We start from the raw sequence: 23,240 nt of genomic DNA on the forward strand, positions 1-23,240 counted from the left end.
TTCCCCGCTCGAACATGCCGGCCTACGCCTTCCTGAACGATGTCACTGTCGACCCGGAGTATACCCGGAAAAAAATGACGGCTCTCGATTTCCCCTACGCAGAGGAGCAGATCCGGGCGCTGACCGGCAAGACGGAGATGGCCGCCATGATCGCCTACCTGCAGAAGCTGGGCAGCGATATCCCCTGGCGTGAGGCGGCGCGTACCGAGATCGTGGGGGAACTTCGCAATCCCTATCAGGGCGACTCCTCGGTGTTTCCGGAGGGTGAAGCCCTCTACCAGGAGCACTGCGCCGCCTGCCACGGTGCGGATCTCACGGGCGGTATCGGCCCCGGGCTTGAAGATCTCGACATGCCCGACGCCGACCTCTACCAGATTCTCTACAACGGCATCCCCGAAGGAGGCATGCCGGCATTCGCGGCGGTCGGTTCCGACCGGACCTGGAAACTGGTCAACTACCTGAAATATCAGAAGAGGCATTGATGGACTGGGCTTCGCTGGCCTATCTGGCCGTCACCATCGGGCTTTTCGCGGTCTTTGCGGTGATCGTCGTCCGCACGTACAGCCGCAAGGGGAAAAAGCGGATGGAAGAACCCAAGCACCGCATGCTGAATGATGACGATTAATCAAACAGAGGAGTATTCCATGTCCATGCTCGATGAGCACCGGCATAAGCACCCGACCCATGATTTCGACGGCATTGTCGAGAACCGGGAAACCCGGCCGCCTGCATACTTCACCGCTCTCTTTTACGGCCTGATCCTCTGGGGAGTAATCTTCAGCGCCTATTATCTGCTGAGCGGCTGGAGTTCGGCAGACGAATTCCGGCAGAAGATGGACACCCACCAGCAGCTGCAGGCCCAGCGGCAGCCGCCTGCGCCGGGGGCTTCGGCGGTCGGGGCCGTGGCGGCTAAGCCGCCGGCGGATACAGCCGCCGGCAAGGAACTGTATGCCAGCCACTGCGCCGCCTGTCACGGTGCCGAAGGAAAAGGCGGCATCGGTCCCGACCTGACTCGCCCGGACTACAAATACGGACGCACGCCGGAAGCGGTAGCTGAGAGCATTCGCAACGGCCGACCGGCCGGCATGCCGGCCTTCGGCAGCCAACTTTCGGCCGCTGAAACGGAGAGTCTCACGGCTTTTGTGCTCTCCCTGAAATAAGCCTGCGGGCGGGGGGGATGTCTCCTGCCCCCCCCGCCCGCCTCTTGAGATGAATACCACGCGACCACATCGCCTCGGCACCTGGCGCCGGTTTTTACAGTGGGCCTGCACCCTGACCCTGCTGGCGATTCCCTTCCTCCGGATCGACGGTCGGAGCCTGTTGCGCCTCGATCTCCCGACGCTCTCCCTGCAGGCGTTCGGCCACACGTTCCGGATCGAGGAGCTCTACCTCTTCCTGCTTTTTGCCATTGCCCTGGTTCTGCTTTTTCTCCTGGTGACCCTGGCTCTGGGGCGCGCCTGGTGCGGTTGGGCCTGCCCGCAGACCACCCTTGTCGATCTGGCCGAGGGATTCGCCCGGCTGATCGGCGTTCGGGTCACGGCCGGCCACATGGAAAGGAACAGCTGGCAGACCGTGCTGCTGCAGCTCTTCTATCTGACCGTTTCGCTGTTAATTGCCGCCAACCTGGTCTGGTACTTCGTGTCGCCCTACGATTTCTTTCCCCGACTGTTGGCGGCTGACCTGGGGGGCGGTATTCTTCTGACCCTGGCCATCACCGCCGGCATCGTCTGGCTTGACCTGGCCTTTGTCCGCCGGCTGCTCTGCCGGGAGTTCTGCCCGTACGGCCGTTTCCAGACGGTGCTGGTCGACCCCGGCACCCTGACCCTGCGTTATCATCCGGACGAGGCGGCCCGCTGCATCCGCTGCAACGCCTGTGTCCGGGCCTGCCCGACAGGAATCGATATCCGCCGCGGCTACCAGATCGAATGCATCAACTGCGGCCGCTGCCTCGATGCCTGTCGGGAAGTGATGGCCCGCCGCGGCGAGCCCGGCATCATCCGTTACACGTTCGGCCTGGAGGGAAAGGGGCTGAAGGCACTGTTCAACCTGCGCATGGGGATGGTGCTGGTCGCCCTGGCCGGCGTTACGACCGCGCTGGTTCTGTCTGCCGTCCAGCTGCCCGAGGCCAGCCTCAAGCTCTCCCGCACCGCCGCCGCTCCGCGGCAGCTGGAGGATGGCCGGCTGGTCAATTTCTTCACGGCCTATATGACCAATCGGTCAACCGCAGCCGGGGCGTTCACCCTGAGAGCCCACCTGGCGGATGGCTCACCGCTCGAGATCCGGGGGCCGGCGACGGACTTTCAGCTGGCCGCCGGGGAGCGCCGCCGCCTCGATTTCGCCGTCGTTGCAGCGGCGAGCCCGCGGCCAGAGACGGTGCCGGTCACCTTCGTGCTGCGCGACAGTCAAGGGCGGGTTACAGCTCGCGCCGCAGCGTTCATCACCGCACCACAGGAGTAATCCGTATGTCTGGAACCTTGCCCGCCAATCGCTGGCCGTACCTGCTGCTGCTCCTTGGACTGCTGTTTCTCGGCGTGACGGGCTGGTCCGTCTATCGGTCGGCCACCGGTGTCAGCGCCGTAACGGACCGTCATTACTATTCCCATGGCCTGCGCCACAACGACTCCCTGGTCGAGAAGAAGGTCGCCGAGAGCCTTGGCTGGCGGATAGCCGTCAGTCTGCAAAACGGCTACCTCGCCTCGCAGTTGACCGGGAGAGACGGGCAACCCGTAACCGGCGGCGATGCCCGACTGGTCATTCCGGCCAGAAAACGGTCCGACATCATCCTGCAGCTGACAGAAGATGCCGCCGGCCGCTACGGCGCCAACCTCCCCGGCGAACTGCAGGGGGAAATCCAGGCCATGCTGACCTTCAGCCACGGCGGCGCCACCCTCCGCCGTCCGCTGCTGCTTAATCTCTGAACGATGACTGAAACTGCTGACCTCTGCGCGCATTGCGGGCTTGCCATTGCGCCGCGCGACCTGGTGATCGACACCGTTGCGGACGTTCCGCGCCGTTTCTGCTGCCAGGGCTGCCGCGGGGCCTACCGGATCATCACCGGCGCCGGCCTCGGCGGTTTTTACGCCAGACGCGCCTGGACCGAACCCGGAGTCCCCGAAGGCGCTTTCACCGCCGCTTACGACGACGCCTTTCTTTCCCGCTTCGTCAGCCAGACGGAGGCGGGCGCCGAGATCTCCTTTTTCCTTGATGGAATCCGCTGCGCCTCCTGCATCTGGCTCATCGAAAGGATCCTCGGAGCCCTGGACGGAGTGGTCGAGGCCCGGGTCAATTACGGCAACCACAGGGTGCGCGTCCGTTTTGACCCGCTGCACATCACCCCCTCCGGGATCTTTGCAGCTGTCGGCCGCATCGGCTATCTGCCGCGCCCCTATACCCCAGCCGAGGCCCAGCGCTGGGCCGAGGCGGAGCGGCGCAGCCTGCTGCTGCGTTTCGGCACCGCCTTTTTCCTCTCCATGCAGCTGATGGGCTACTCGTTTGCCCTCTACGCCGGCTATTTTCAGGGGATCGACGCCAAAACCCGTGACCTGATGCAGTATCTGGCCGCCCTGGTGACCACGCCGGTCGTCTTCTATGCCGGCTGGCCGTTCCTGCGCGGCGGCCTGCGCAGCCTCATCAACCGTGTCCCCAGCATGGACCTGCTGATCGCCGTCGGCGTCCTCGCCGCCTACGGGGCCAGCCTGCATGCCCTGGTGGCCGGCGGTGAAGTCTACTTCGACACGGCCGCCATGATCGTCACCCTGATCCTCGCCGGCCGCCTCTTTGAAAACGCCGCCAGACGCCGCGCCTCGGCCGGCGTCGATCGCTTGCTGCGTCTGGCGCCCGATACCGCCAGACGTCTGGAGGGGGACGTCGTCGTGGAAATTGAGGCGGCCCGGCTCGCTCCGGGGGATGTCATAGTGGTCCTGCCGGGCGAACGGTTTCCGGTCGACGGCCTTCTTCTGGCCGGCGAAACCGAGGTGGACGAGGCCGCCGTCAGTGGCGAGCCGCTGCCGGTCTGGCGCCGACCGGGAGAACCGGTGACCTCCGGCACCCTCAACCTCTCGGCCGCCGTCAACGTGCGCGTCACCGCTGCCGCTACCGACTCCTTCATCGCCCGCATCGCTCGCCTGGTCGAAGAGGCGCAGGCGCGCCGGGCGCCGGTGCAACGGCTCGCCGACCGCGTGGTGGCGATCTTCGTGCCGGCTGTAGGACTGGTCGCCGCTGCGACCTACGCCTGGTGGACGCTCTTTCCCGGCGGCGGCACGACTCCCCTGCTGGCGGCGGTGGCGGTCCTGGTCATCGCCTGTCCCTGCGCCCTGGGACTGGCGACGCCGACCGCTGTTCTGGTCGCCACCGGCGCGGGCGCTTCCCAGGGCATCCTCTTTCGCGGGGGGGACGTCCTGGAGGCGACCGGTCGGCTGAACCTGGCCGCCTTCGACAAGACCGGCACCCTGACCCGGGGCCGTCCCATGGTAGCGGTTATCCGGCCCGCAGTCGGCAGCAAGGCGGAACTGTTGCGGCTTGCCGCCCTCGCCGAAGGGGGAGCGAACCACCCCCTGGCGCGGGCCATCCTTGCCGAAGCGCAGCGCCGGGGGATTGCCGCCGGCACCGGCGAAGGCGTGCGATCTCTGCCCGGCCGGGGACTTGAATGCGACACCCCGGGCGGCTTGCTTCGCGTCGGCAGTCGCCCCTTTCTGCAGCAGGTCGGGATCGAGCTCCCCCCCCCTGACGAAGGGCAGGAGCTGACCGAAGTTCACGTCGCGCTCGGCGCGGAATACCGCGGCGCCCTGTTTCTTACTGACGGCCTGCGTCCGGAGGCCGCCGAAATCGTCGCCCAACTCAAACGCCTCGGCGTTCGGTCAGCCCAGCGGACCGGCGACAGTTAGGCTGCCGGCGGGCGGATCGGTCGCGATCTGGGGATGGAGGCGGTCCACACCGGCATGACGCCGGAGCAGAAAACGGTCTGGGTAAACGCTGCCGTCGGGCGAGGCGATCGGGTCCTCATGGTCGGGGACGGCATTAACGACGCTCCGGCCCTGTCGGCGGCAACTGTCGGCTGCGCCATGGCCGGCGGCACCGACATCGCTCTGGAAACTTCCGACCTGGTCTTCACCCGGCCCGACCTGAGCTGCCTGACGCTGGCACTGGTGCTCGCCCGGCGCACCCTGCGCATCATCCGGCAGAATCTTTTCTGGGCATTTGCCTACAATGTGCTGGCCATCCCTCTTGCGGCCGCCGGCAAGCTCACCCCGATCCACGCTGCGGCGGCCATGGCCCTGAGTTCGGTCTGCGTGGTGGGCAACAGCCTGCGGCTGTGCAAATTTCAGGTCACGGGTCCAAAGTCCCGGGTCCAAGGTCGAGGATCAACACCGAACCCTTAACTTTTCGACTTTGGACTCGGGACATGGAGAATTTATGCTCACATCGACCGTCATTCTCATCCTGCTTTCCCTGTTTCTCGGCACCGGCGTCTGGCTGGTCTTTGTCTGGGCCGTAAAGAAAGGGGAGTTCGACGACATCGAAGGGCCGAAGCACCGGATGCTCGATGATGATGAAGATCATCCATGCATCAGGCAGGAGGGCCAGGATGCAACCAGCGAGGAGAAATACCGTGACCTTTAGAACATTCTGCCTGCTTATCGCTCTGCTTCACGGTCTGCTGATTCTGCCCGCACTGGCGGAGAATCGGGCAACTACCCGCTTCGAGCTGTCGGCAGCGGCCGGCGGACCCGCCGTCCTCGAATTCGCGGCTGCCCCTCTCGTTGCGATGACCGTCATCCCTTTTCGCCTGGAGCTGAAAAATGCCGACGGCACGCCGCTCACCGGAGCCGAAATCCGCTGCGAACTGACCATGCCTTCCATGCCGATGCCCGAGAATCGCCCGAAGATTACCGAGCGTGACGGAGCTTACGTTGGCGACATGATTTTTACCTGCACCCGAGGCGCCTGGCGTTTCACCTGCGTCGTCACCCCGCCAGACGGGGGGCAGCGGACGCTGGCCTTCGATATCCCCAGGGTGCAGATGAAATGACCGATCCCCTCTTTTCCATGGCACTGTTCACCGGCCTGCTTGGCTCGGGACACTGTCTCGGCATGTGCGGCGGTCTCGTTGCTGCCTTCTCCCTCCCCCTCTCCGGCGACCGACAGCGGGGCGGACTCCCATTCCACCTGCTCTACAATACAGGCCGGATCACCACCTACACCCTGATCGGCCTTGCGGTCGGCTGGCTCGGCTCGGCCATTGCGTACGCCGAGGCCTTTGCCACTTTCGCTCGAATTATTCTCCTCTGCTCCGATCTTTTCATTATTCTGATCGGCCTCGGCAGCGCCGGCATCTTCCGGAGCTTCAATCTCCTGAGCCTCGAATGCGCCAGCCCCGTCCGTGTCCTGACCGTCGCCGTACGCGGCCTGCGCCGCCTCCCGCCGGCGGTCGCCGCACTCCCGCTTGGGCTGCTCTTCGGCTTTATTCCCTGCGGCTTTCTTTACGCCGTGGCGATTACCGCTGCCCAAAGCGCCGCTCCTTTGCAGGGAGCGCAGATCATGCTCGCCTTCGGGCTCGGAACCGCCCCCGCGCTCCTGCTGTTCGGGACGGCGGCACACTGGCTGGGGGCCAGAGCCCGCCACTGGATGCTCCTCGGCGCTGGTGTCATGGTTGCCCTGATGGGCGCCTGGAACTTATTCCGGCACCTGCAGATGATGGGGGTATGGTAACCCCTGCGGGGCGAAAAAAAATCCTCCTCTCCGCTTGAAATTGTCGTTTTCCTGTTTATGCTTTTATCTCCGAACGCGTGTCGGACCTCCACTTTTCTTCTGCAATTACATCTTCCTCTCCAGCATCGAATATTGTTCATCCAGGCGGCTTGGGAGCGGCAACTCCCGAAGGAGGCATCATGCATAGCGACCAGCGTGGCAACCTGTCAAAAAAATCTTTTTCGCGATGGGCTTCGCTTTCGCCGACTGAAAAGCAGGATGAATTCAGGCAACTGATAGACAGCCCGTACTGGCACCTTTTGCCCGAGGACGTCCGGAGCCGTATCCGCAGCCTCGTTTCAAACTGATCACTCCCTCCTGCCCGCCTTCTGCAGCAAAAGCTTTCGAAAATCCTTCGAAACCCACCCGCACGTCCCAGCAGGGAACGCCTCCAACTCGCCGGATTGGCTCTAAAAAGCTGCCTGCAGCGCAGCAGGCAATCTGCACCTGTTCGGGCACTTTCGTCAGGGATTTGCAGAACTCAGGACTTCCGCAGAGGGGAAGGGGCTCGATAACAAAGGGACTTACGGCGGGAAAACAGACAGCCGGATGGAAGTAGGTCAGTGGCTGAGGAGGGGCCGAATCAAGGAGAGGGATGCGGAATTCGATGCGGGACAAACTGCTCCCGTCGTTCATCCCAGCGATAACCACCGGCATCCCATATCTCCTCCAACTGCCGCCAGTTGAGGTGGATATCCTTCATGCTGTCCACGGTATCTGAAGCCTGCAACATCTCGGAGTCGTCGATGACATTGTCGCCATTCAGGTCGGCCCATTGAAATGGACCAATACGCAGTTGCGTTGCTCCCGTCACTGGCGAAGGGGTGTTGCGTCCATTGGGATTGGCAACCGCCTCGCCGCTGAATGTCCCCTCCCTGCCCAGCTCAGCAGCACGATCCACCTTGACCAGGTAGGCAATCATCCGGCGCTCCTCGCCGGGCTTGACGATCCAGCGGGCTGTACCCTCCTCATTATCGAGGCTCGAGGGAGGAGGGCTGGCCTCGATCAGCTTCCAGCCGGGCGGAAAGTGCTCGCGGAGAATAAATCCCTTCATCTCGGAGCCGGCCTCCAACCGAACCTGCACCGGAATACTGCTGCCGGGCGCTGCAAATTTGGGGAGCACCCGCTCGGCCAGCAGACTATCAGCGGGCGCCTGCTGACGCTGTACAAAGAAGTAGACTGCCGCCAGGACGAAAAGGACCAGAAAAATGGGGAGGGCGCGATAAATCAAACGGCGGGGCGGAAGGGCTGGCTCCGCCATCGTACAGATACCGGTTCCGCCTTGCAGGATATCCTCGACGGGAGCCTCCAGCGCTTCGGCAAGACGCAGCGCGTTCTCCCGCTTGATGGAAGGATAGCGGTTGTTCTCCCAGCGGGAAATGGTGTCGGTGGTCACTCCAACCACCTTGGCCACATAAAGCTGGGTCAGTTTTTTTTCTTCGCGGATCCGGCGGACGGCAGCTCCGTCAAGACAGACCGTCGGGGGGAGCATTTGTGTCATTTAAGCCTCGCAGAAATCCGGACGAGTGTAGCAGAATGCTCCCAATGGAGTAAACACAAATACAGAACGTCGTATTCTCTCAATTTAACCACCCGACATCGACAGACTTAAACAGCTGTAACTACCTGCATCCGACCCGACATCGGATCCGCCCCCGGTTGTCAGTCGGCCTGAAAATGAGGGGTTGGCTTCGCCTCCATCCGGTTACGTATCCAGACAACAATAACGGAAATTTCTTTTTTTCCTGCAAGGCCTCTTTATTTTCGCCGTTCTGTATGTATAACCATCGATAATCAAACAATATTTTTACTTGTTTTTTTCCCCGTTGACACAACATTCAAAGGGGAGTATATGGAGTTTGACGGATACGTTCCGGCCGGGAATGCGCAAGAAGACGATGCATAAAAAGCAACCCCTTTTTATAGCCGCCAGCCTCCCAGGCTACCCGGACCGATGGCACGCATCCGCTGCTCCCCCGTCGGGGGAACGGTAATACTTCGAAGGCTTTTAAAGGGGTTCACCATGCACGTTGCACTCACCTTCAATCTGCGGCAGGAGTCCGTCCAGGAAGTGGAACCGCCCGCGGAGCCTCCCTCCGAACCTCCCTCGCCAGTAGCCGACGACATCTACGCCGAGTGGGATGACATTCACACGATCAAGGCGGTGGAGGCGGCGTTGGCTTCGCAACATCAGGTCAGCCTCGTCGAGGCCGACCTCGACGCCTTCGAAACCTTTCGCAAGCTTCGTCCCGATCTGGTCTTCAACATTGCCGAGGGTCTGCTGGGCAACAGCCGCGAGGCGCAAATCCCGGCGATGCTCGACATGCTCGGCATCCCCTACACCGGCAGCGATCCGGTCACCCTCGGCATCTGTCTCGACAAACGGCGGACCAAGGAAATACTTGCCTGCCACGGGGTCCCCACCCCCCGCTTCGCCGTTGTCCATTCCTTGTCGGAAATCCCCGGCCGCCTGCGCTACCCGCTGATGGTCAAGCCGATCCTCGAAGGCTCCAGCAAAGGAGTTACGGACAAGGCACTGGTGCAGGACCGTCGTGCACTGCGCCGGCAGATAGAGTGGGTGCTCAACACCTACCAGCAGCCGGCGCTGGTCGAAGAGTTCCTCCCCGGCAGGGAGTTTACCGTCGCCCTGCTCGGCAACGGCTCGTCACTGCAGGCGCTGCCGATCGTAGAGATCAACTTCGACACCCTGCCGGCAGGGGTGAACCCCATCTATTCCTTTGAAGCCAAATGGCTCTGGGACCGGGAAGAAAACCCCCTGCAGATCTTCTCCTGTCCTGCTCCAGTGGAACCGCTCCTGAGAAAGAACATCGAAGAGACGTGCAAACGGGCCTTCCGGGTGCTGGGCTGCCGTGACTGGTGCCGGATCGACGTGCGTCTGGATGCCCGCGGATTGCCCAACATCATCGAACTCAACCCCCTTCCCGGCATCCTGCCGCGGCCGGAACAGAACAGCTGCTTCCCCAAGGCGGCAAGGGCGGCCGGCCTTTCCTATGAGCAGATGATTCTAGGCGTGGTAGAAGCCGCCAGAGAACGGCTCGGATTGAGCCAGGGGGGGCTGGATGAACGTCGCTGTATGCTATAACCGTGTCCCTCCCAAGCTGTTCAAGGGGGAGGCCGGCGACCGAATTTCCGAGAAGGGGGCCGAAACCGAGGCCCGCGCCGTCAGCAAGGCCCTCAAGGAGCTTGGGCACGCACCCAAGCTGGTCCCCCTTGGTGCCGATGTCGCCAAGTTCATCGATGATCTGCGTACCGCGGCACCGGAGGCGGTCTTCAACCTCTGCGAAGGGTTCTGGGGCGACAGCCGAAAGGAAATGCACGTCGCTGCCCTTCTCGACCTGCTCGGCTACGCCTACACCGGAGCCACCCCGCTTTCTCTTGGTCTTACCCAGGACAAGGTCCGCACCAAAGACCTGCTGATGCGCCACGGCCTGCCCACCCCCAAGTACATCCTGGTCAAGATGGGCGAACATTTTCCCAAGACCCGCGACCTGGCCTATCCCCTGATCATCAAGCCGCGATTCGAAGACGCCTCGCTGGGTATCACCCTCGACAGCATCGTCGAGAGCGAAGCCGCCCTGAAAAGACGCATCCAGTACGTGCACGACACCTACCATCAGGGTGCGCTGGTCGAAGAATTCATTGAAGGGCGGGAAATCAATGCTGCAGTGCTTGGCAACGCCCCCTTTGAGGCGCTGCCACTCTCCGAAATCCGTTTTCAGCCGGGGCTGAGCCGGTCCATCGTCAGCTACAACGGCAAGTGGCTGGAGGAATCGGCGGAATACGCGAAGACCGAACCGGTCTGCCCCGCGCCCCTCAAGGCCAAGGAGGAATTCCTCCTTCGGGATGTCGCCCTGCGTGCCTACAAGATTCTTGAATGCCGTGACTATGCCCGGGTCGACATCCGCCTGCGCAACGACGTACCGTATATTCTCGAAGTCAACGCCAATCCCGATATTGCTCCCGGCGCCGGCCTGGCCAGGGCCGCACGGGCGGCTGGACTGACCTACCCGAAGCTGATCGACCGCATCCTGCAGATGGCGCTCAAGCGCAAGGAGACCGTGCATGCGAAACCTTAAGCGCGAGGACCTGCCCGATCTCATTCGGGTCCTCAACGAGACCGGGGCATTTAACGACATCGAAGTTGGCTGTGCCGTGGAACTGCTCGGCATCGTTCTCGATGACCCGAACCAGAAAGACTATATCGTGGCCGTCGCCGAGGATGACGGGCGGGCCGTCGGCTATGTGCTCTACGGGCCGGTGCCGTTGACCGAGGGAAATTTCGACCTCTACTGGATCGCCACCGATCCCAGGGTACAAGGGAGAGGCTTTGGCCGGAAACTGCTGGCCCACGCCGAAGCGGATGCCCGTACCCGCGGCGGCAGAATGATCTGCCTGGAAACCTCTTCCCAAGGCGGATATGAGCGTACCCGGCTTTTTTACGAACAGGCCGGCTACGTCGAAGAATCGAGGATTCTTGATTTTTACCGCCCTGGCGATGATCGCATCACGTACGTTAAACGCTTTTCCACCAAGGAGAAGAGCTGAGACGATGGAGACCTGGCAAAGACTTTTGCAGGCAAGCGTCACCCGGCCCGGCGACCTGACCCGCCGGTTTGGCGTCGACCCCCGTCCCCTGGAGGCGGTAGCCGAGCGCTACCCCATGCGCGTCAACCCCTATTATCTCAGCCTCATCCAATCGGTCGACGATCCGATCTGGCGGCAGGCCGTTCCCGCCGCGGACGAACTGCACGACCAGGTCTGCCCCGCCGACCCTCTGGAGGAGGAAAACCAGAGTCCGGTCCCCAACCTGATCCACCGCTACCCCGACCGGGCGCTCTTTCTGGTCTGTTCCGAATGCGCCATGTATTGCCGTTTCTGCACCCGCAAGCGCAAGGTTGGCGGAGAGAACATGGTCATCAACCGCGAAACTCTCGAGGAGGGCCTTCGCTACCTCCGGAACCATCCGGAAATCCGGGACGTCATTCTCTCCGGTGGCGACCCCCTGCTGCTCGCCGACGAGCGTCTGGAGTGGATTCTCAAGGAACTGCGGGCCATTCCGAGCGTGGAGATCATCCGCATCGGGACCCGGGTGCCAGTCGTCCTGCCGCAGCGGATCACGCCGGCACTGGTGCGGATCCTGCGACGCTTCCACCCCCTCTACATCAACACCCACTTCAACCATCCGGCCGAGATCACCGACCTCTCGGCCCGGGCCTGCGGCCGACTCGTCGATGCGGGCATCCCCCTGGGAAACCAGTCGGTACTGCTGCGCGGGGTGAACGATGACCCCGGGACAATGAAGCGGCTGATGCAGAAGCTGCTCGCCATCCGGGTCAAGCCCTACTACATCTACCAAGCCGACATGGTGCAGGGGACCGATCATTTCCGCACGACCGTCGAGGAAGGGATCGGCATTATCCGCGCCCTGCGCGGGCACACTTCCGGCCTGGCGGTTCCCGCTTACGTCATCGACGCCCCGGGCGGGGGAGGCAAGATCCCGCTTCTCCCCGACTATTTGCAGGAATTGGGCGATGACGTCGTGCTGAAGAATTATCTGGGTGAAACTTACCATTATCGCAACGCTTCCCCGGCAAAGGAAGGCGAACGCCAGGATGATGCCATAGGACAATGATCAAGGGTCTTTTCTGGGACAATGACGGCATTCTGGTGGACACGGAGCCCCTCTATTTCCGCGCCACCAGAGAGGTTCTGGCCGGATTCGGCGTCGAGCTGACGCAGCAGCAGTTTGTCGACATCTCGCTGAAAGACGGCAGCAGCCTCTTCTCGCTTGTCGCGGACAACCTGACAACGGCAGAACTGGGTGCGGCTCGGCGGTCCAGAGACGAGCGATATGCCGAACTGCTGCGGGAGGAAACCAGGATAATACCGGGAGTCGAGGAAACTTTGGCCGCCCTGCACGGGAGGGTAAGGATGGCCATCGTGACCAGTTCACGGTCCGAGCACTTCGCTCTCATCCACGACCGTTCAGGATTGCTCAAATACTTCGATTTCGTTTTGACCCGCGATGACTACGTCAGCTCCAAACCGCACCCCGAACCGTATCTGACGGCCTTGCGCAAAAGCGGCCTGCGCCCCGAAGATTGCCGGGTTATCGAGGATTCGGAAAGGGGCCTGCTCGCGGCGTGCCGGGCCGGGCTGCGCTGCCTCGTCATCCCCGGCAAGTTGACCCGGAGCGGGGATTTCTCTTCGGCAGAGCGGGTCCTGACCGACATCCGCGAGGTGCCCGCCGCCCTGCAGGACCTTCCGCCCGGTTAAACATCACGGCCAGGAGGAATGTGAAAAATTCTCTTGAATTCCCGTTGGACATCCTATAGTATTTAGTTTGAACGTTGGTCCGGTCTTCCGGATCGACAGTTCGGCCCCGTATACACCCCCCCTCCGTGTACGGGGTCTTTTTATGCCTTCCTGATCCCTTCTCACCCTGAATTCCGGCATCCCGAACGCCAGACCTATCCATCTAGCCGCAGCAAAGCGGCTGGGCCTGCCAGCTATTTTGATTGCATGCCCTCCGGTTATTTTGTAGAATCGCGCCATGTTCCCCTGGCTCCCCCAAAAAAGCCAGGGGGTTTTCGCCCCGTGATACCCCTCCTTCACGGGGCATTTTTTGTTTCTGTCCCCCGCCCCCTCCCCTGCCGGCCACTTGCCTGAAAAGACTGCGAATGCTACTGTTGAAGCGTACCGGGAAAGGGCGCTTCGATGAAACATCCTCTTCGCAATGGGCAAGACCCAGTTACCCGACTCTCCGGAATCGACCTGAGCATTCTCCCCCTCGACGGGGGTGAGCATTACAACCGCCTTATTTTCGAAAAAAGTCCCTACCTGCTGCAACACGCCGAAAATCCCATCGACTGGCACCCCTGGGGAGAGGATGCCTTCGCCAGAGCCAGGGCCGAGGACAAACCCGTCTTTATCTCCATCGGCTACTCCACCTGCCACTGGTGTCACGTCATGGCCCACGAGTCCTTCGAGGACGCGGAAGTCGCCCGGGTCATCAATCGTCACTTCATCGCCATCAAAATCGACCGGGAGGAACGCCCGGACCTCGACAATACCTATATGGCCGTCTGCCAGATGATGACCGGCAGCGGCGGCTGGCCGCTCAACCTCGTCCTGACGCCCGAGAAAAAACCGTTCTTCGCCGCCACCTACATCCCCAGAACCGCACGCATGGGGATGGCCGGGCTGACCACCATCCTGGAGAAAATCGCCGAACTCTGGCTCACCGACCGGAGCCGGCTGCTGCAAACGGGTGAAGAAGTCCAACTGGCACTGCATCGGTTCGAGCAGGGTGCGACGACCAGTCGACCGCTCTCCGAGGCCCCCCTGCGGCAGGCCTTCGAGCAGTACGCGCAGACCTTTGACCGGCACGACGCCGGGTTTGGCAATGCCCCCAAGTTCCCGGCTCCGCACAATCTTTCGCTGCTGCTGGGAATCTGGCAGCGGACCGGGGAAGAGAAGGCCAGGGTCATGGCATTGCAGACCCTGCAGCGCCTGCGCCTGGGCGGAATCTTCGACCAGATCGGTTTCGGCCTGCACCGCTACTCGGTCGACGCCCGCTGGCTGGTGCCGCACTTCGAGAAAATGCTCTACGATCAGGCACTGGCGGTCAACGCCTACCTCGATGCCTGGCTGGCCACGCAGGACACCTTCTACGCGCAGGCCGCCAGGGAAATCCTCAGCTATGTTCTGCGCGACCTGAGCCATCCGGAAGGCGGCTTCTATTGCGGCGAAGACGCCGACTCGGAGGGCGCCGAAGGGACCTTTTATCTCTGGACCCCGGCGCAGGTCACGGAGATTCTCGGCAAGGAACTCGGTACGATCTTCTGCCGCAGCTACGGCATCACCGAGGCGGGAAACTTCGAGGGGAAAAGCATTCCCCATCTGGAAGAGGATATAGCGACCCTGGCCAATCGCGTCGGCGTTGAACCGGGGCAACTGGCCGACCTCCTCGCCGAGGGAAGGCGGAAACTCTTCGCGGCCCGACAAAAGCGCGAGCGCCCCCACCGCGACGACAAGATCCTCGCCGGCTGGAGCGGGCTCACGATCGCCGCCCTGGCCCGGGCCGGCGCCGCGCTGAACGAGGCCGAGTTGATCGAAGCAGCGCGCCGGGCTGCAGATTTCGTCCTCGCCAACCTGCGCCGCAAGGACGGGCGGCTTCTGCGCCGCTGGCGGCAGGGTGAAGCGGCCATCCCCGCCTTCCTCGAGGATTATGCTTTTCTCGGTTGGGGTTTGACGGAACTCTTCCTGGCCGGCTTCGACAGCCAGTGCCTGGAGTCGGCTCAGGAGTTGTCCGATGCCATGCTGGCGCTTTTCGACGACGGACAGGGGGGGCTTTTCGATACCGGCGCCGATGCCGAAAAAGTCCTCATTCGCGGTCGCTCCCTGCAAGACGGCGCCATCCCCTCCGGCACCTCGGTGGCGACCTTCAACCTGCTGCGCCTGGGGCGCCTCACCGGCAACACCGCCAGGGAGGCAAAAGGGGAGGCACTGCTTGCGGCCAATCTCGACCAGGTGAACCGCTACCCTGCCGGCTACGCCCAGTTGCTCAGCGCCCTCGACTACGCCCTGGGGCCGAAGACCGAGATCATCCTGGCCCCGGCGGCCGATGGCAGTCCGCCACAGGCGTTGCTCGCCGAATTGCGAAGGCGCTTTCTGCCGCGGACGCAGGCCATCGTTTACCGGGCCGGCGATACCCGACTGGAGAGCCTCGCTCCGATCGTTCAGGGAAAAGGTCCCGTCGAAGGCATTGCCGCAGCCTGGGTCTGCCGGGACCACACCTGCCTGCCACCGGTGACCACCCCCGAGGAACTTGCCGCACTTCTCACCAGAACGCCGTAGGGGCGGGTGACAAACCCGCCCCTACCTCGTGCCTCGTGCCTTGTACCTTTTGCCTAGGGCATCGTGCCTTGAACCTCTCACCCCTTGAGCACCTTCAGCAGGTGAGGAACCAGCTGTTTTTTCCGGGAAAGTACCCCCCTGAGTTCGAAAAGATTTTCCTCGATTTGGGGGTAGCCGATCAGATAGGGAAGTTCCCTTAGCCCCAGGACCAGCAGCAGGCTCGTCTCCTGGACGATGTCGGTGACCAGCAGCCCGGCCACGTCGAGACGACGTTCCGCCCTGAGTTCCTCCAGGCTGGCGGCGATGCGCTCCTTCATGGATTGGAACTCGTGAAAACTCACCACCTCTACCTGCCCCACGCCGAAGTTGCGCTCGCCAACGGAATATTCCTTGAAATCGCCGAGAATCAGGTCACGGATACTCGGGTAGGCGGCCAGCGTACTGCCGGCGGCAAAAATGCGGCGGCCGAACTCCTGGTAATCGAGCCGGGCACGCTCGGCGAGCCACCCGGCCATCTCCCGGTCGATGGAGGTAGCGGTCGGCGACTTGAGAATAACCGTATCGGAGAGCAGGCCGGCGAGCATCAGCCCGGCCGTGCTCGGGTCCGGCTCGATGCCGGCCTGGCGGTAGAGGGTGGCGACCAGGGTGCAGGTGCTGCCCAGCGGCTGGTTGATAAAACGGATGGGATGGTCGGTGTGAAAATTCCCCAGCCGGTGATGGTCGATGACCTCGAGGATCTCCACCTTGTCGGCGCCAGCGACCGCCTGGGAAAGTTCGTTGTGGTCGACCAGAATCAGCTTCACCGCCGAGGGCGCGAGCAGGGTGCTCTTGGTCGCCACCGCCGCCACCTTGCCGGCGGCATCCAGCACGATCACCCCGGGGTCCCGGCTGTGGAGCAGCTTGAGGCGGAGGTCGTCGAGGCGATCCGGCAGGCCGACCGTCTCGAAGCCATCCTTGAGCAGGCAATGCACGGGGGTGGCCAGACGGGTCAGCCAGGCACTGTTGGCCGTGTCGAAGGGGGTCGAGAGGATGCTCACGCCGTTCTGCCGGGCCAGAGCGAGTATCTCGTCCGTCACCGGCAGACTGCCGGTGACGATCAGCACCCGCACGCCGGCTTCCACCGCCTTGCGCTGAATGTTTTCCCGGTCGCCGGTAATCAGGACGATCCGGCGCGGGTCGAGTCCTGCCATGATCCGGCGGAAGGTGGCCGAAGCCATCGCCCCGACATAGAGATCGAGTTCCTCCACTGCCTCCGCCGCCACCAGATGCAGCGCCTTCGCCCTGAGGCAGTCGCGGATCGAGGCGGGGGAGGCGAGCAGCTTGCGCAGATCCTGCTCCCGGCTCGGAATCAGGAAGCGCTCGGCCACCCGCTTGAGAACCAGCAGTCCCATCGGTTCGCGATTGCCGTCGATCACCGGCAGCAGACGGATGCTGTGCTGGTGGAAAAGTTCCATGGCCCGAGCCAGTGGCGCCTCCCGGTCGATGGTGATGACCTGGCTGGCGACGACGTCGCGGACTCGGGGATAGACGTCCACCAGCAGGGTCGGCAGGGGTACGTCAAGCTCGTCGAGGACGAACTCCGTCTGCCGGTTGATGTTGCCGGCCCGCGCCGGCTGGACATTTTCCTGCCCCTGCCGGCTGCGCAACCGCGCATAGGCAATGGCACTGCAGATCGAATCGGTGTCGGGGTTTTTGTGGCCAACGACATAAATGATGGGTTTGCTCATAAGTGTCTCTGTCCTTTTCGCTATTGGCATAATCCTATTCGCGCAGCTTGCCGCGCACGCTGCCGATGCCGATGACATTTTCCACGATCCCCCGCTGCGGTCGGCCGAGGTCGTCGAACCAGACGTAGACCGCGCCGCCTCCGGTATCCAGAATTTCCTCATCGAGGATCGCCCGGCCGAGCAGGCCATGACGGGGGAAAAAAGGGTCGTCCGGCCGCTGCTCGTCGGTCAACATTTCGATCCGGATTTCTTCTTTCCCGGTGCGGCTGAAGGTCGGGACGGCATGGCGGCTGCCGGGCCTGAGCGGGCCGAAATGACCGGTCCGGAAGTTGTAGAAGGCAGTCAGGATGTCGTTCGGCGGCGCCTCGCCGGACATCGGCAGCCATTCATCCTTGTAAAATCTGTCGTTGCGGGCTCGCTGGAAGCGCACCTGGTGCCGGTCATGGTCGAAGGTATAGAGACGGGTCGTGTCGCTGCGCTCATTCTCCTTCCCCTTGATGATGCGGGATTCGAAGGAAAGCGACTGCAGTCGGCCGTCCGGGCCGACCTCCATGAGGGAAACGTAGCGCTGCATGCGGTCACCGGTGAGCCAGGCGGCCACCCCGAGGGTTCTCGCCTCGAGAACCGCCCGGTAGGTGCCGGGCCGTTCGCCGGCGGCAAGGGCAAGACGCCCCTCGGCCAGCCGCTCGAACCAGAGAAAGGAGATATCGTAAACCAGCGATTCCCCGACCAGGGCCGACAGCGGCAGGGGACGCTCCTGCAGCACCGGATAGTCGGGGCGAAGTTCGTCGCCGCGCAACGGCGACGCCGCCAGGCAAAGCAGAGTGCTGCAGAAAAAAAGAATGGACCGTTTTCTCACCTGGCTCCTCCGCAGACCATGGGCGACTCGCCGCCGCCGGGGCCTGGTTTTCCGGGCAAGTCTAATGTCACTCCGGACGGAAGTCGAGTAAATCCCGTCGAAACAGGTCGGCAAAGGTAAATTCTTGACAACGGCCTTGAAACTTTATAAATATTCATATATTTGCAGATGGCAGAAAAATCGGACCCGGATGGAGACCTTCCGTATGGAAAAAATGGAATTCGACAAGATGCAGAGCTACGATCGCGAGGCGGAAATCCTCAAGGTCCTCGGCCACCCCGTACGCCTGAAGATTGTCGCCGGGCTCATTTCCCAGACCTGCAACGTAAAGAAGATATGGGAATGTCTTGGTCTTCCCCAGGCGACCGTCTCCCAGCACCTGGCTCTGCTGAAGAACAAAGGGATCATCGAAGGGCGGCGCGAAGGGGTCGAGGTCTTCTATCATGTGGTTTCGGCGGAGGCCCGGCAGATCGTCGGCGCCCTTTTCGGAACGGGCCGGTGCTGATGCCTCGACTCATACTGCGCCCGGGCCATGACCGCCGTCTCCGGGCGGGGCATCCCTGGGTCTTCAGTAACGAAATCGACCACATCGACGGCATCCCTAGTGGCGGGGATGCCGTCCTGGTTTTCAACTCCCGCGGTGATTGTCTCGGTACCGCGTATTATAACCCGCACTCGCTGATCGCCGCCCGCCTGCTCTCCCGCCAACCGGAAGAAATCGACGCTGTCGATTTCTTCCGGGAGCGGCTCACTGCCGCCCTCGACTATCGCCGCCGGCTCTACGGGGAACTGAACGCCGTGCGCCTGGTGCACGGAGAGGGGGATGGCCTGCCCGGCCTGGTGGTCGACCGCTACGGCGAGGTACTCTCGGTTCAGTTCCTCACCCTGGGGATGGAGAGGCGGCGAGAGCAGATCCTGCTGGCGCTGCGGGAACTGTTCGCGCCCGCCGCCATCGTCGCCCGCAACGACGTTGGAGTACGGGAGTTGGAGGGGCTGCCGCAGCAGGTGGAACTGCTCTACGGGGAGTTGCCGCCACAGGTGCTTATTGACGAGCACGGTCTGCGCCTCCGGGTCGATGTCACCGGCGGCCAGAAGACGGGGCACTTCCTCGATCAGAAGGAGAACCACCTGGCCCTGCGTGGCCGGGTGGAGGGCGAGCGGGTCCTCGACCTTTTCTGCTACTCGGGAAGCTGGTCGGTGCATGCTGCCAGCTTCGGCGCCCGCGAAGTCACCGGCGTCGATATCTCCGCCGGGGCGCTCAGCCTGGCGGCCGAGAATGCCAGACTCAACGAGCTGCAGTCGGCCTGTTCCTTTGTCCGGGCCGATGTCTTCGACCTGCTGCGCGACTGGGGACGCACGGGGGAGCGTTTCGGCACGGTGATTCTCGACCCGCCCGCCTTCGTCAAGAGCAAGAAGAAGCTCCCCGAGGCGATCCGCGGCTACCTCACCATCAACCGTCGGGCGATGGAACTGGTCGCCCCCGGGGGCTATCTTTTCACCTGCTCCTGCTCGCACCACCTGCAGCGGGAAATCTTTCTCGACCTGCTGCGCCAGGCTGCCGCCCAGGCCGGCCGCAACGCCCGCCTGCTGGAATTGCGCGGCCAGGCCTTCGATCATCCCGTCCTGCTCGCCTGTCCCGAAACCGACTACCTCAAGTGCGCCATCCTGCAGCTTTCCTGAGACGGATCCAGCCACGACAATGCAAAAAGGACGGCTTCTGCCGTCCTTTTTGCATTGTCAGTCGAAGCGGAAAAAACTTCAACAGGTCACTTGCCGGCCCGGATGTTGGCCACGGTCTTGCCGCGCAGCCCCCAGTTCTCCGCCGGAACTTCCTCAATGATGACGTGGGTGGTCTCGGGATTTTTTCCCAGCACCTCCCGCATGACATCGGTGATCCTAGCGATGACCAGACTCTTCTCTTCCTGGCTGATCCCTTCGACGGTTTTGATAGTCACTACAGGCATGGCGGTCGCTCCTTTCCGCTGTTTTAGGCAGGTATCAGTATAGCCAGAGCCCATCGGGATGCAACCGGCACGCCGGTGAATAAAGCGGTGGCAACAGGCTTGGGATTCGAGCCTGAAACCATGAAGAAGCGTCTCTCGCCCGCTCCTTGCAGTCGCTGGAGCCGCGGAGAACACAGAGAAAAACGGGACTTGTCTTTCTCTGCGCTCTCTGCGCCTCTAGAGAGCGAAGCGAACGAGCGTGCAAATGCCTTGTTTTGAATCCGGGGAATTAAAACAGCCGGTCAGGACTTGCGGGCCAGTCCATAGATGACGTGGTAGGTAGCGGGGATCCCGAGCGCATCGCGGCCGAAGCGCTCGGCATAGAGGGTGCTCAAGCGGTGCATCACGCGCCGGGAGGCGAGGCCCGCCGGGCGTTCGGCGCTGGCGTTCTGGGCGCCGATCTTTTTCAGGGAGCGCAGCAGGGCGGCCACGTCCGGGTGCTGCTCCACCTCATCTTCGGCGAACAGCTGCAGCGGCTGCAGCCCGACGGAGGCCAGGGCCCGCTCCACCTCGGCTTCGCCGGGAAAGGTGTGGGCGTGGGAGAGATGCTCGCCGCCTGCTTCGTGCACGGCCAATCGATGCGCCTCCCGCAGCTCCCAGAGGGTGCGCTCGCCGTACATGGCGAAGGCGAGCAGACCGTCGGGGCGCAGCACCCGGGCGGTCTCGGCCAGGGCCGCCGGCAGGTCGTTGAGCCACTGGAAGACACTGGCGGAAAGGACCAGATCGAAGCGGTCGCCGCGAAACGGCAGGGCCTGGGCGTCGGCATCCACCGCCGGCAGCCCGCCGAGAGTTTCGGCCGCATGCCGGGTCATGCCGTGAGCGAGGTCGGAAACCACCAGGGAGGCGTCCGGACAGAGTCGGAGCAGGCGGCGTGCCAGTTCCCCCGTTCCCGTCCCCACCTCCAGCGCCATCGTCCCGGTCTGGATATGCGGCAGCACGAGATGCAGCAGACGCGCTGCCACCCGTTTCTGCACCCGTGCGTAAAGGTCATAGTCCACGGCGTGACAGGAGAAGTTGCGGCGCACCTGCCGGATGTCGATCGGCTGCCGGCTCAAGAGAGAAATTCCCGCCATCGGCGGCAGACCTCCTGCGGCTGGCTGAGAAAAGGGGCATGGCCGAGGCCCGGCAGCAGCTCCAGCTTGGCCGCCGGCAGACGCTCCGCCAGATAGTCGGCGGCGCCGGGCAGGGTGATACGGTCGAGCTCTCCGTGCTGCACCAGGACGGGGGGCTCGATGGCACCCAGTCCGCTGCGCAGGTCCCCAAGCCGCAGCGTCTCCAGAGCGGCCAGGGCCACTTCTGGCTCGGGCAGACGGCCGCCGCGCACGGCGAAATCGGCGATGCGCCGGTAGCACTCGCGGGGCAGTTCTTCGCTGGCGAACTGCAGGGCGAAGAAGTCGCCCATGGTCTTGAGGTAGTTGCGCTTGAGGTCCCGGGCCATCGCCCGTATCTGGAGATCGGGGAGCCCCGCCGTCCAGTCCGCGGCGGCCGTGAAGCGGGGGGTGGTGCCGACCAGGATGAGCCGGCGCAGCCGCTCACGGAGTGCCGGACAGAGCTCGAGCGCCACCTGCCCGCCCAGCGACCAGCCGATCAGGGAGACCTCGCGCAGGTCGAGGGTATGAATCCATTCGGCCAGGTCGGCGGCGAAGTCGGCCAGGCCGTAGCCCGTTCCCGGATCGGAATCACCGTGACCGCGCAAGTCGGGGGCCAGCACCCGGTAGTCGCCGGCCAAATCTTCGATAACCTCGGCAAAGACCGCCGACGACATCGACCAGCCGTGCAGCAGGACCACGGCGGGCCCGCTGCCGGCCTCCCGCCAGGCGATCTGCCGGCCGTCGGCCAGGGTCAGTTTCTTCATGCTGCGTCCCCCACCGCCTGCAGGATCAGATCGGCCGCCGCCGTCAGCTCCTCCGGGCGGTGGACGGCCATCACCGTCGCCCGCAGCCGGCAGCGCCCCGGCGGCACCGTTGGCGGCCGAATCCCCTGCAGCAGCACCCCGCCGGCCAGCAGTCGCTCGGCCGCGGCCATGGTCGGACCGGGCTCGCCGGTCAGCACCGGCACGATCTGGGTGACGCTGCCGAGCAGGTCGACCCCGCCCTGCTGCAGGCGGCCGGCGAAGAGCTCGCGGTTGGCTGCCAGAGCCTGCCGCAGCCCCGCCCCTTCCGGGCTTTCGACTAGGTCGACGGCGGCGAGGGCCGAGGCCGGTACCGCCGGCGGCAGGCTGGTGGAGAAGATGAAGGAGCGCGAGCGGTTGATCAGCGTGTCGACGACGACCCGGTCGGCGGCCAGGTAGGCGCCGGCGCAGCCCAGGGCCTTGCCGAGGGTCCCCATGTGCAGGTCGATCCTGTCGAGGCAGCCGAAATGCTCCCCCGTTCCCCGCCCGCCGGCGCCGAGCACGCCGGTGCCGTGGGCGTCGTCGACCATCAGCAGGGCGTCGTATCGCTCTTTCAGCCGGACCAGTTCGGGCAGCGGCGCCATATCGCCGTCCATGCTGAAGACCCCGTCGGTGACGATCAGCCAGCGGCCGCGGCGGCGCGGCGCCTCGGCCGCCAGAAGTGCCTCGAGAGCGGTGGCATCGGCGTGCGGATAGACGAGGGTGCGCGCCCGGCAGAGGCGACAGCCGTCGATGATCGAAGCGTGATTGAGTTCGTCGGAGAAGATCACGTCGTCCTCGCCGAAAAGACCCTGGAGAATGCCGGTGTTGGCCGCGTAACCGCTGTTGAAGAGGAGGGCGGCGCCGGTCCCCTTGAAGGCGGCCAGGCGCTCCTCGAGGCAGGCATGCGGCGGCATCGAGCCGGAGATCAGCCGGCTGCCGCCGGTGCCGGCGCCGTAGCGGACGGTCGCCTCGCGGGCCGCCTCGATCAGGGCGGGATGGCCGGCCAGGCCAAGATAGTTGTTGGAGCAGAGCAGCAGCACCTCCCGCCCGGCGTGCAGGGCGTGCGGCCCCTGCAGACCGTCGAGAGTGCGCAGGCTGCGGCGCATCCCCGCAGTGTCGAGCTGCGCCAGTTGTTGCCGCCACTTTTCCAT

23 protein-coding genes and 1 pseudogene are annotated in these 23,240 nt (G+C 63.6%); 17 read left to right on the forward strand and 7 right to left on the reverse strand.

All coding sequences use genetic code 11. The features are described 5' to 3' along the window. The 9 genes and pseudogenes from VD811_14915 to VD811_14955 form a co-directional block, all read left to right on the forward strand. Positions 1 to 482: c-type cytochrome (locus VD811_14915; GenBank protein ID HXV22274.1), on the forward strand; the 482-nt coding region annotated here is incomplete at its 5' end. Beyond that, entirely contained in the window at positions 482 to 625 is a 144-nt protein-coding gene (locus VD811_14920) for a cbb3-type cytochrome c oxidase subunit 3 (protein ID HXV22275.1), read from the forward strand. The genes VD811_14915 and VD811_14920, both read left to right, overlap by 1 nt. A gap of 19 nt (positions 626 to 644) precedes the next feature. Further along, complete coding sequence (locus VD811_14925) at positions 645 to 1,160, forward strand: c-type cytochrome (GenBank protein ID HXV22276.1); 516 nt, start codon at positions 645 to 647, stop codon at positions 1,158 to 1,160. Positions 1,161 to 1,209: 49 nt separating this feature from the next. Then, entirely contained in the window at positions 1,210 to 2,457 is a 1,248-nt protein-coding gene (locus VD811_14930) for a 4Fe-4S dicluster domain-containing protein (GenBank protein HXV22277.1), read from the forward strand. A 5-nt stretch (positions 2,458 to 2,462) separates the two neighbouring features. After that, on the forward strand, positions 2,463 to 2,918 hold the full coding sequence (locus VD811_14935) for a FixH family protein (GenBank protein HXV22278.1): 456 nt from the start codon (positions 2,463 to 2,465) through the stop codon (positions 2,916 to 2,918). 3 nt (positions 2,919 to 2,921) lie between these two features. Beyond that, positions 2,922 to 5,378: pseudogene (locus VD811_14940) on the forward strand (heavy metal translocating P-type ATPase). A 34-nt stretch (positions 5,379 to 5,412) separates the two neighbouring features. After that, positions 5,413 to 5,619, forward strand: a complete 207-nt coding sequence (ccoS, locus tag VD811_14945; protein HXV22279.1) for a cbb3-type cytochrome oxidase assembly protein CcoS — start codon at positions 5,413 to 5,415, stop codon at positions 5,617 to 5,619. Beyond that, positions 5,609 to 6,028 (forward strand): FixH family protein, encoded by a 420-nt coding sequence (locus VD811_14950; GenBank protein HXV22280.1) that lies wholly within the window; start codon positions 5,609 to 5,611, stop codon positions 6,026 to 6,028. Before ccoS ends, VD811_14950 begins: the two co-directional genes overlap by 11 nt. Continuing rightward, positions 6,025 to 6,708 carry a sulfite exporter TauE/SafE family protein gene (locus VD811_14955; protein ID HXV22281.1) on the forward strand — a complete coding sequence of 228 codons (684 nt, stop codon included), beginning with the start codon at positions 6,025 to 6,027 and terminating at the stop codon, positions 6,706 to 6,708. The genes VD811_14950 and VD811_14955 overlap by 4 nt, the downstream gene beginning before the upstream one ends. 622 nt (positions 6,709 to 7,330) lie before the next feature. Here VD811_14955 and VD811_14960 read toward each other — a convergent pair. Next, entirely contained in the window at positions 7,331 to 8,248 is a 918-nt protein-coding gene (locus tag VD811_14960; protein HXV22282.1) for a helix-turn-helix transcriptional regulator, read from the reverse strand. Positions 8,249 to 8,770: 522 nt separating this feature from the next. Between VD811_14960 and VD811_14965 the strand changes: the two genes are divergently transcribed. The 6 genes from VD811_14965 to VD811_14990 all read left to right on the forward strand — a co-directional run bounded on the left by VD811_14965 (position 8,771) and on the right by VD811_14990 (position 15,627). After that, positions 8,771 to 9,850, forward strand: coding sequence for an ATP-grasp domain-containing protein (locus tag VD811_14965; protein HXV22283.1), 1,080 nt, complete (start codon positions 8,771 to 8,773; stop codon positions 9,848 to 9,850). Then, positions 9,828 to 10,844: an ATP-grasp domain-containing protein gene (locus VD811_14970; protein ID HXV22284.1), complete on the forward strand. Its 1,017-nt coding sequence runs from the start codon at positions 9,828 to 9,830 to the stop codon at positions 10,842 to 10,844. Before VD811_14965 ends, VD811_14970 begins: the two co-directional genes overlap by 23 nt. Then, positions 10,831 to 11,313: a GNAT family N-acetyltransferase gene (locus VD811_14975; GenBank protein HXV22285.1), complete on the forward strand. Its 483-nt coding sequence runs from the start codon at positions 10,831 to 10,833 to the stop codon at positions 11,311 to 11,313. The genes VD811_14970 and VD811_14975 overlap by 14 nt, the downstream gene beginning before the upstream one ends. Before the next feature lie 4 nt (positions 11,314 to 11,317). Beyond that, positions 11,318 to 12,400 (forward strand): KamA family radical SAM protein, encoded by a 1,083-nt coding sequence (locus VD811_14980; protein ID HXV22286.1) that lies wholly within the window; start codon positions 11,318 to 11,320, stop codon positions 12,398 to 12,400. Continuing rightward, positions 12,397 to 13,044 carry an HAD family phosphatase gene (locus VD811_14985; protein ID HXV22287.1) on the forward strand — a complete coding sequence of 216 codons (648 nt, stop codon included), beginning with the start codon at positions 12,397 to 12,399 and terminating at the stop codon, positions 13,042 to 13,044. Before VD811_14980 ends, VD811_14985 begins: the two co-directional genes overlap by 4 nt. A 441-nt stretch (positions 13,045 to 13,485) precedes the next feature. Continuing rightward, a complete protein-coding gene (locus VD811_14990) occupies positions 13,486 to 15,627 on the forward strand; it encodes a thioredoxin domain-containing protein (GenBank protein HXV22288.1) in 2,142 nt (713 codons plus the stop codon). Between the two features lie 77 nt (positions 15,628 to 15,704). On the opposite strand, the gene VD811_14995 is transcribed toward VD811_14990, so the two are convergent. Both VD811_14995 and VD811_15000 read right to left on the reverse strand, forming a co-directional pair. Next, positions 15,705 to 17,354, reverse strand: a complete 1,650-nt coding sequence (locus VD811_14995; GenBank protein HXV22289.1) for a putative manganese-dependent inorganic diphosphatase — start codon at positions 17,352 to 17,354, stop codon at positions 15,705 to 15,707. A gap of 34 nt (positions 17,355 to 17,388) precedes the next feature. Further along, on the reverse strand, positions 17,389 to 18,213 hold the full coding sequence (locus VD811_15000; protein HXV22290.1) for a DUF3108 domain-containing protein: 825 nt from the start codon (positions 18,211 to 18,213) through the stop codon (positions 17,389 to 17,391). Between the two features lie 205 nt (positions 18,214 to 18,418). Between VD811_15000 and VD811_15005 the strand changes: the two genes are divergently transcribed. Both VD811_15005 and VD811_15010 read left to right on the forward strand, forming a co-directional pair. Beyond that, the gene (locus tag VD811_15005) at positions 18,419 to 18,718 is read left to right on the forward strand and encodes a metalloregulator ArsR/SmtB family transcription factor (GenBank protein ID HXV22291.1); all 300 of its coding nucleotides are present in this window, start codon (positions 18,419 to 18,421) and stop codon (positions 18,716 to 18,718) included. Then, complete coding sequence (locus VD811_15010) at positions 18,718 to 19,893, forward strand: class I SAM-dependent rRNA methyltransferase (protein ID HXV22292.1); 1,176 nt, start codon at positions 18,718 to 18,720, stop codon at positions 19,891 to 19,893. Before VD811_15005 ends, VD811_15010 begins: the two co-directional genes overlap by 1 nt. Positions 19,894 to 19,979: 86 nt before the next feature. Here the strand turns inward: VD811_15010 and VD811_15015 are convergent, their stop codons facing one another. The 4 genes from VD811_15015 to bioF form a co-directional block, all read right to left on the reverse strand. Beyond that, positions 19,980 to 20,177 (reverse strand): 4-oxalocrotonate tautomerase family protein, encoded by a 198-nt coding sequence (locus VD811_15015; GenBank protein HXV22293.1) that lies wholly within the window; start codon positions 20,175 to 20,177, stop codon positions 19,980 to 19,982. A 281-nt stretch (positions 20,178 to 20,458) separates the two neighbouring features. Continuing rightward, the gene (locus VD811_15020) at positions 20,459 to 21,289 is read right to left on the reverse strand and encodes a methyltransferase domain-containing protein (protein HXV22294.1); all 831 of its coding nucleotides are present in this window, start codon (positions 21,287 to 21,289) and stop codon (positions 20,459 to 20,461) included. Further along, positions 21,268 to 22,071, reverse strand: coding sequence for an alpha/beta fold hydrolase (locus VD811_15025; protein HXV22295.1), 804 nt, complete (start codon positions 22,069 to 22,071; stop codon positions 21,268 to 21,270). The genes VD811_15020 and VD811_15025 overlap by 22 nt, the downstream gene beginning before the upstream one ends. After that, a complete protein-coding gene (bioF, locus tag VD811_15030) occupies positions 22,068 to 23,240 on the reverse strand; it encodes an 8-amino-7-oxononanoate synthase (protein ID HXV22296.1) in 1,173 nt (390 codons plus the stop codon). Before bioF ends, VD811_15025 begins: the two co-directional genes overlap by 4 nt.

It is taken from the genome of Desulfuromonadales bacterium (assembly GCA_035620395.1).
Taxonomy (GTDB): domain Bacteria; phylum Desulfobacterota; class Desulfuromonadia; order Desulfuromonadales; family DASPGW01; genus DASPGW01.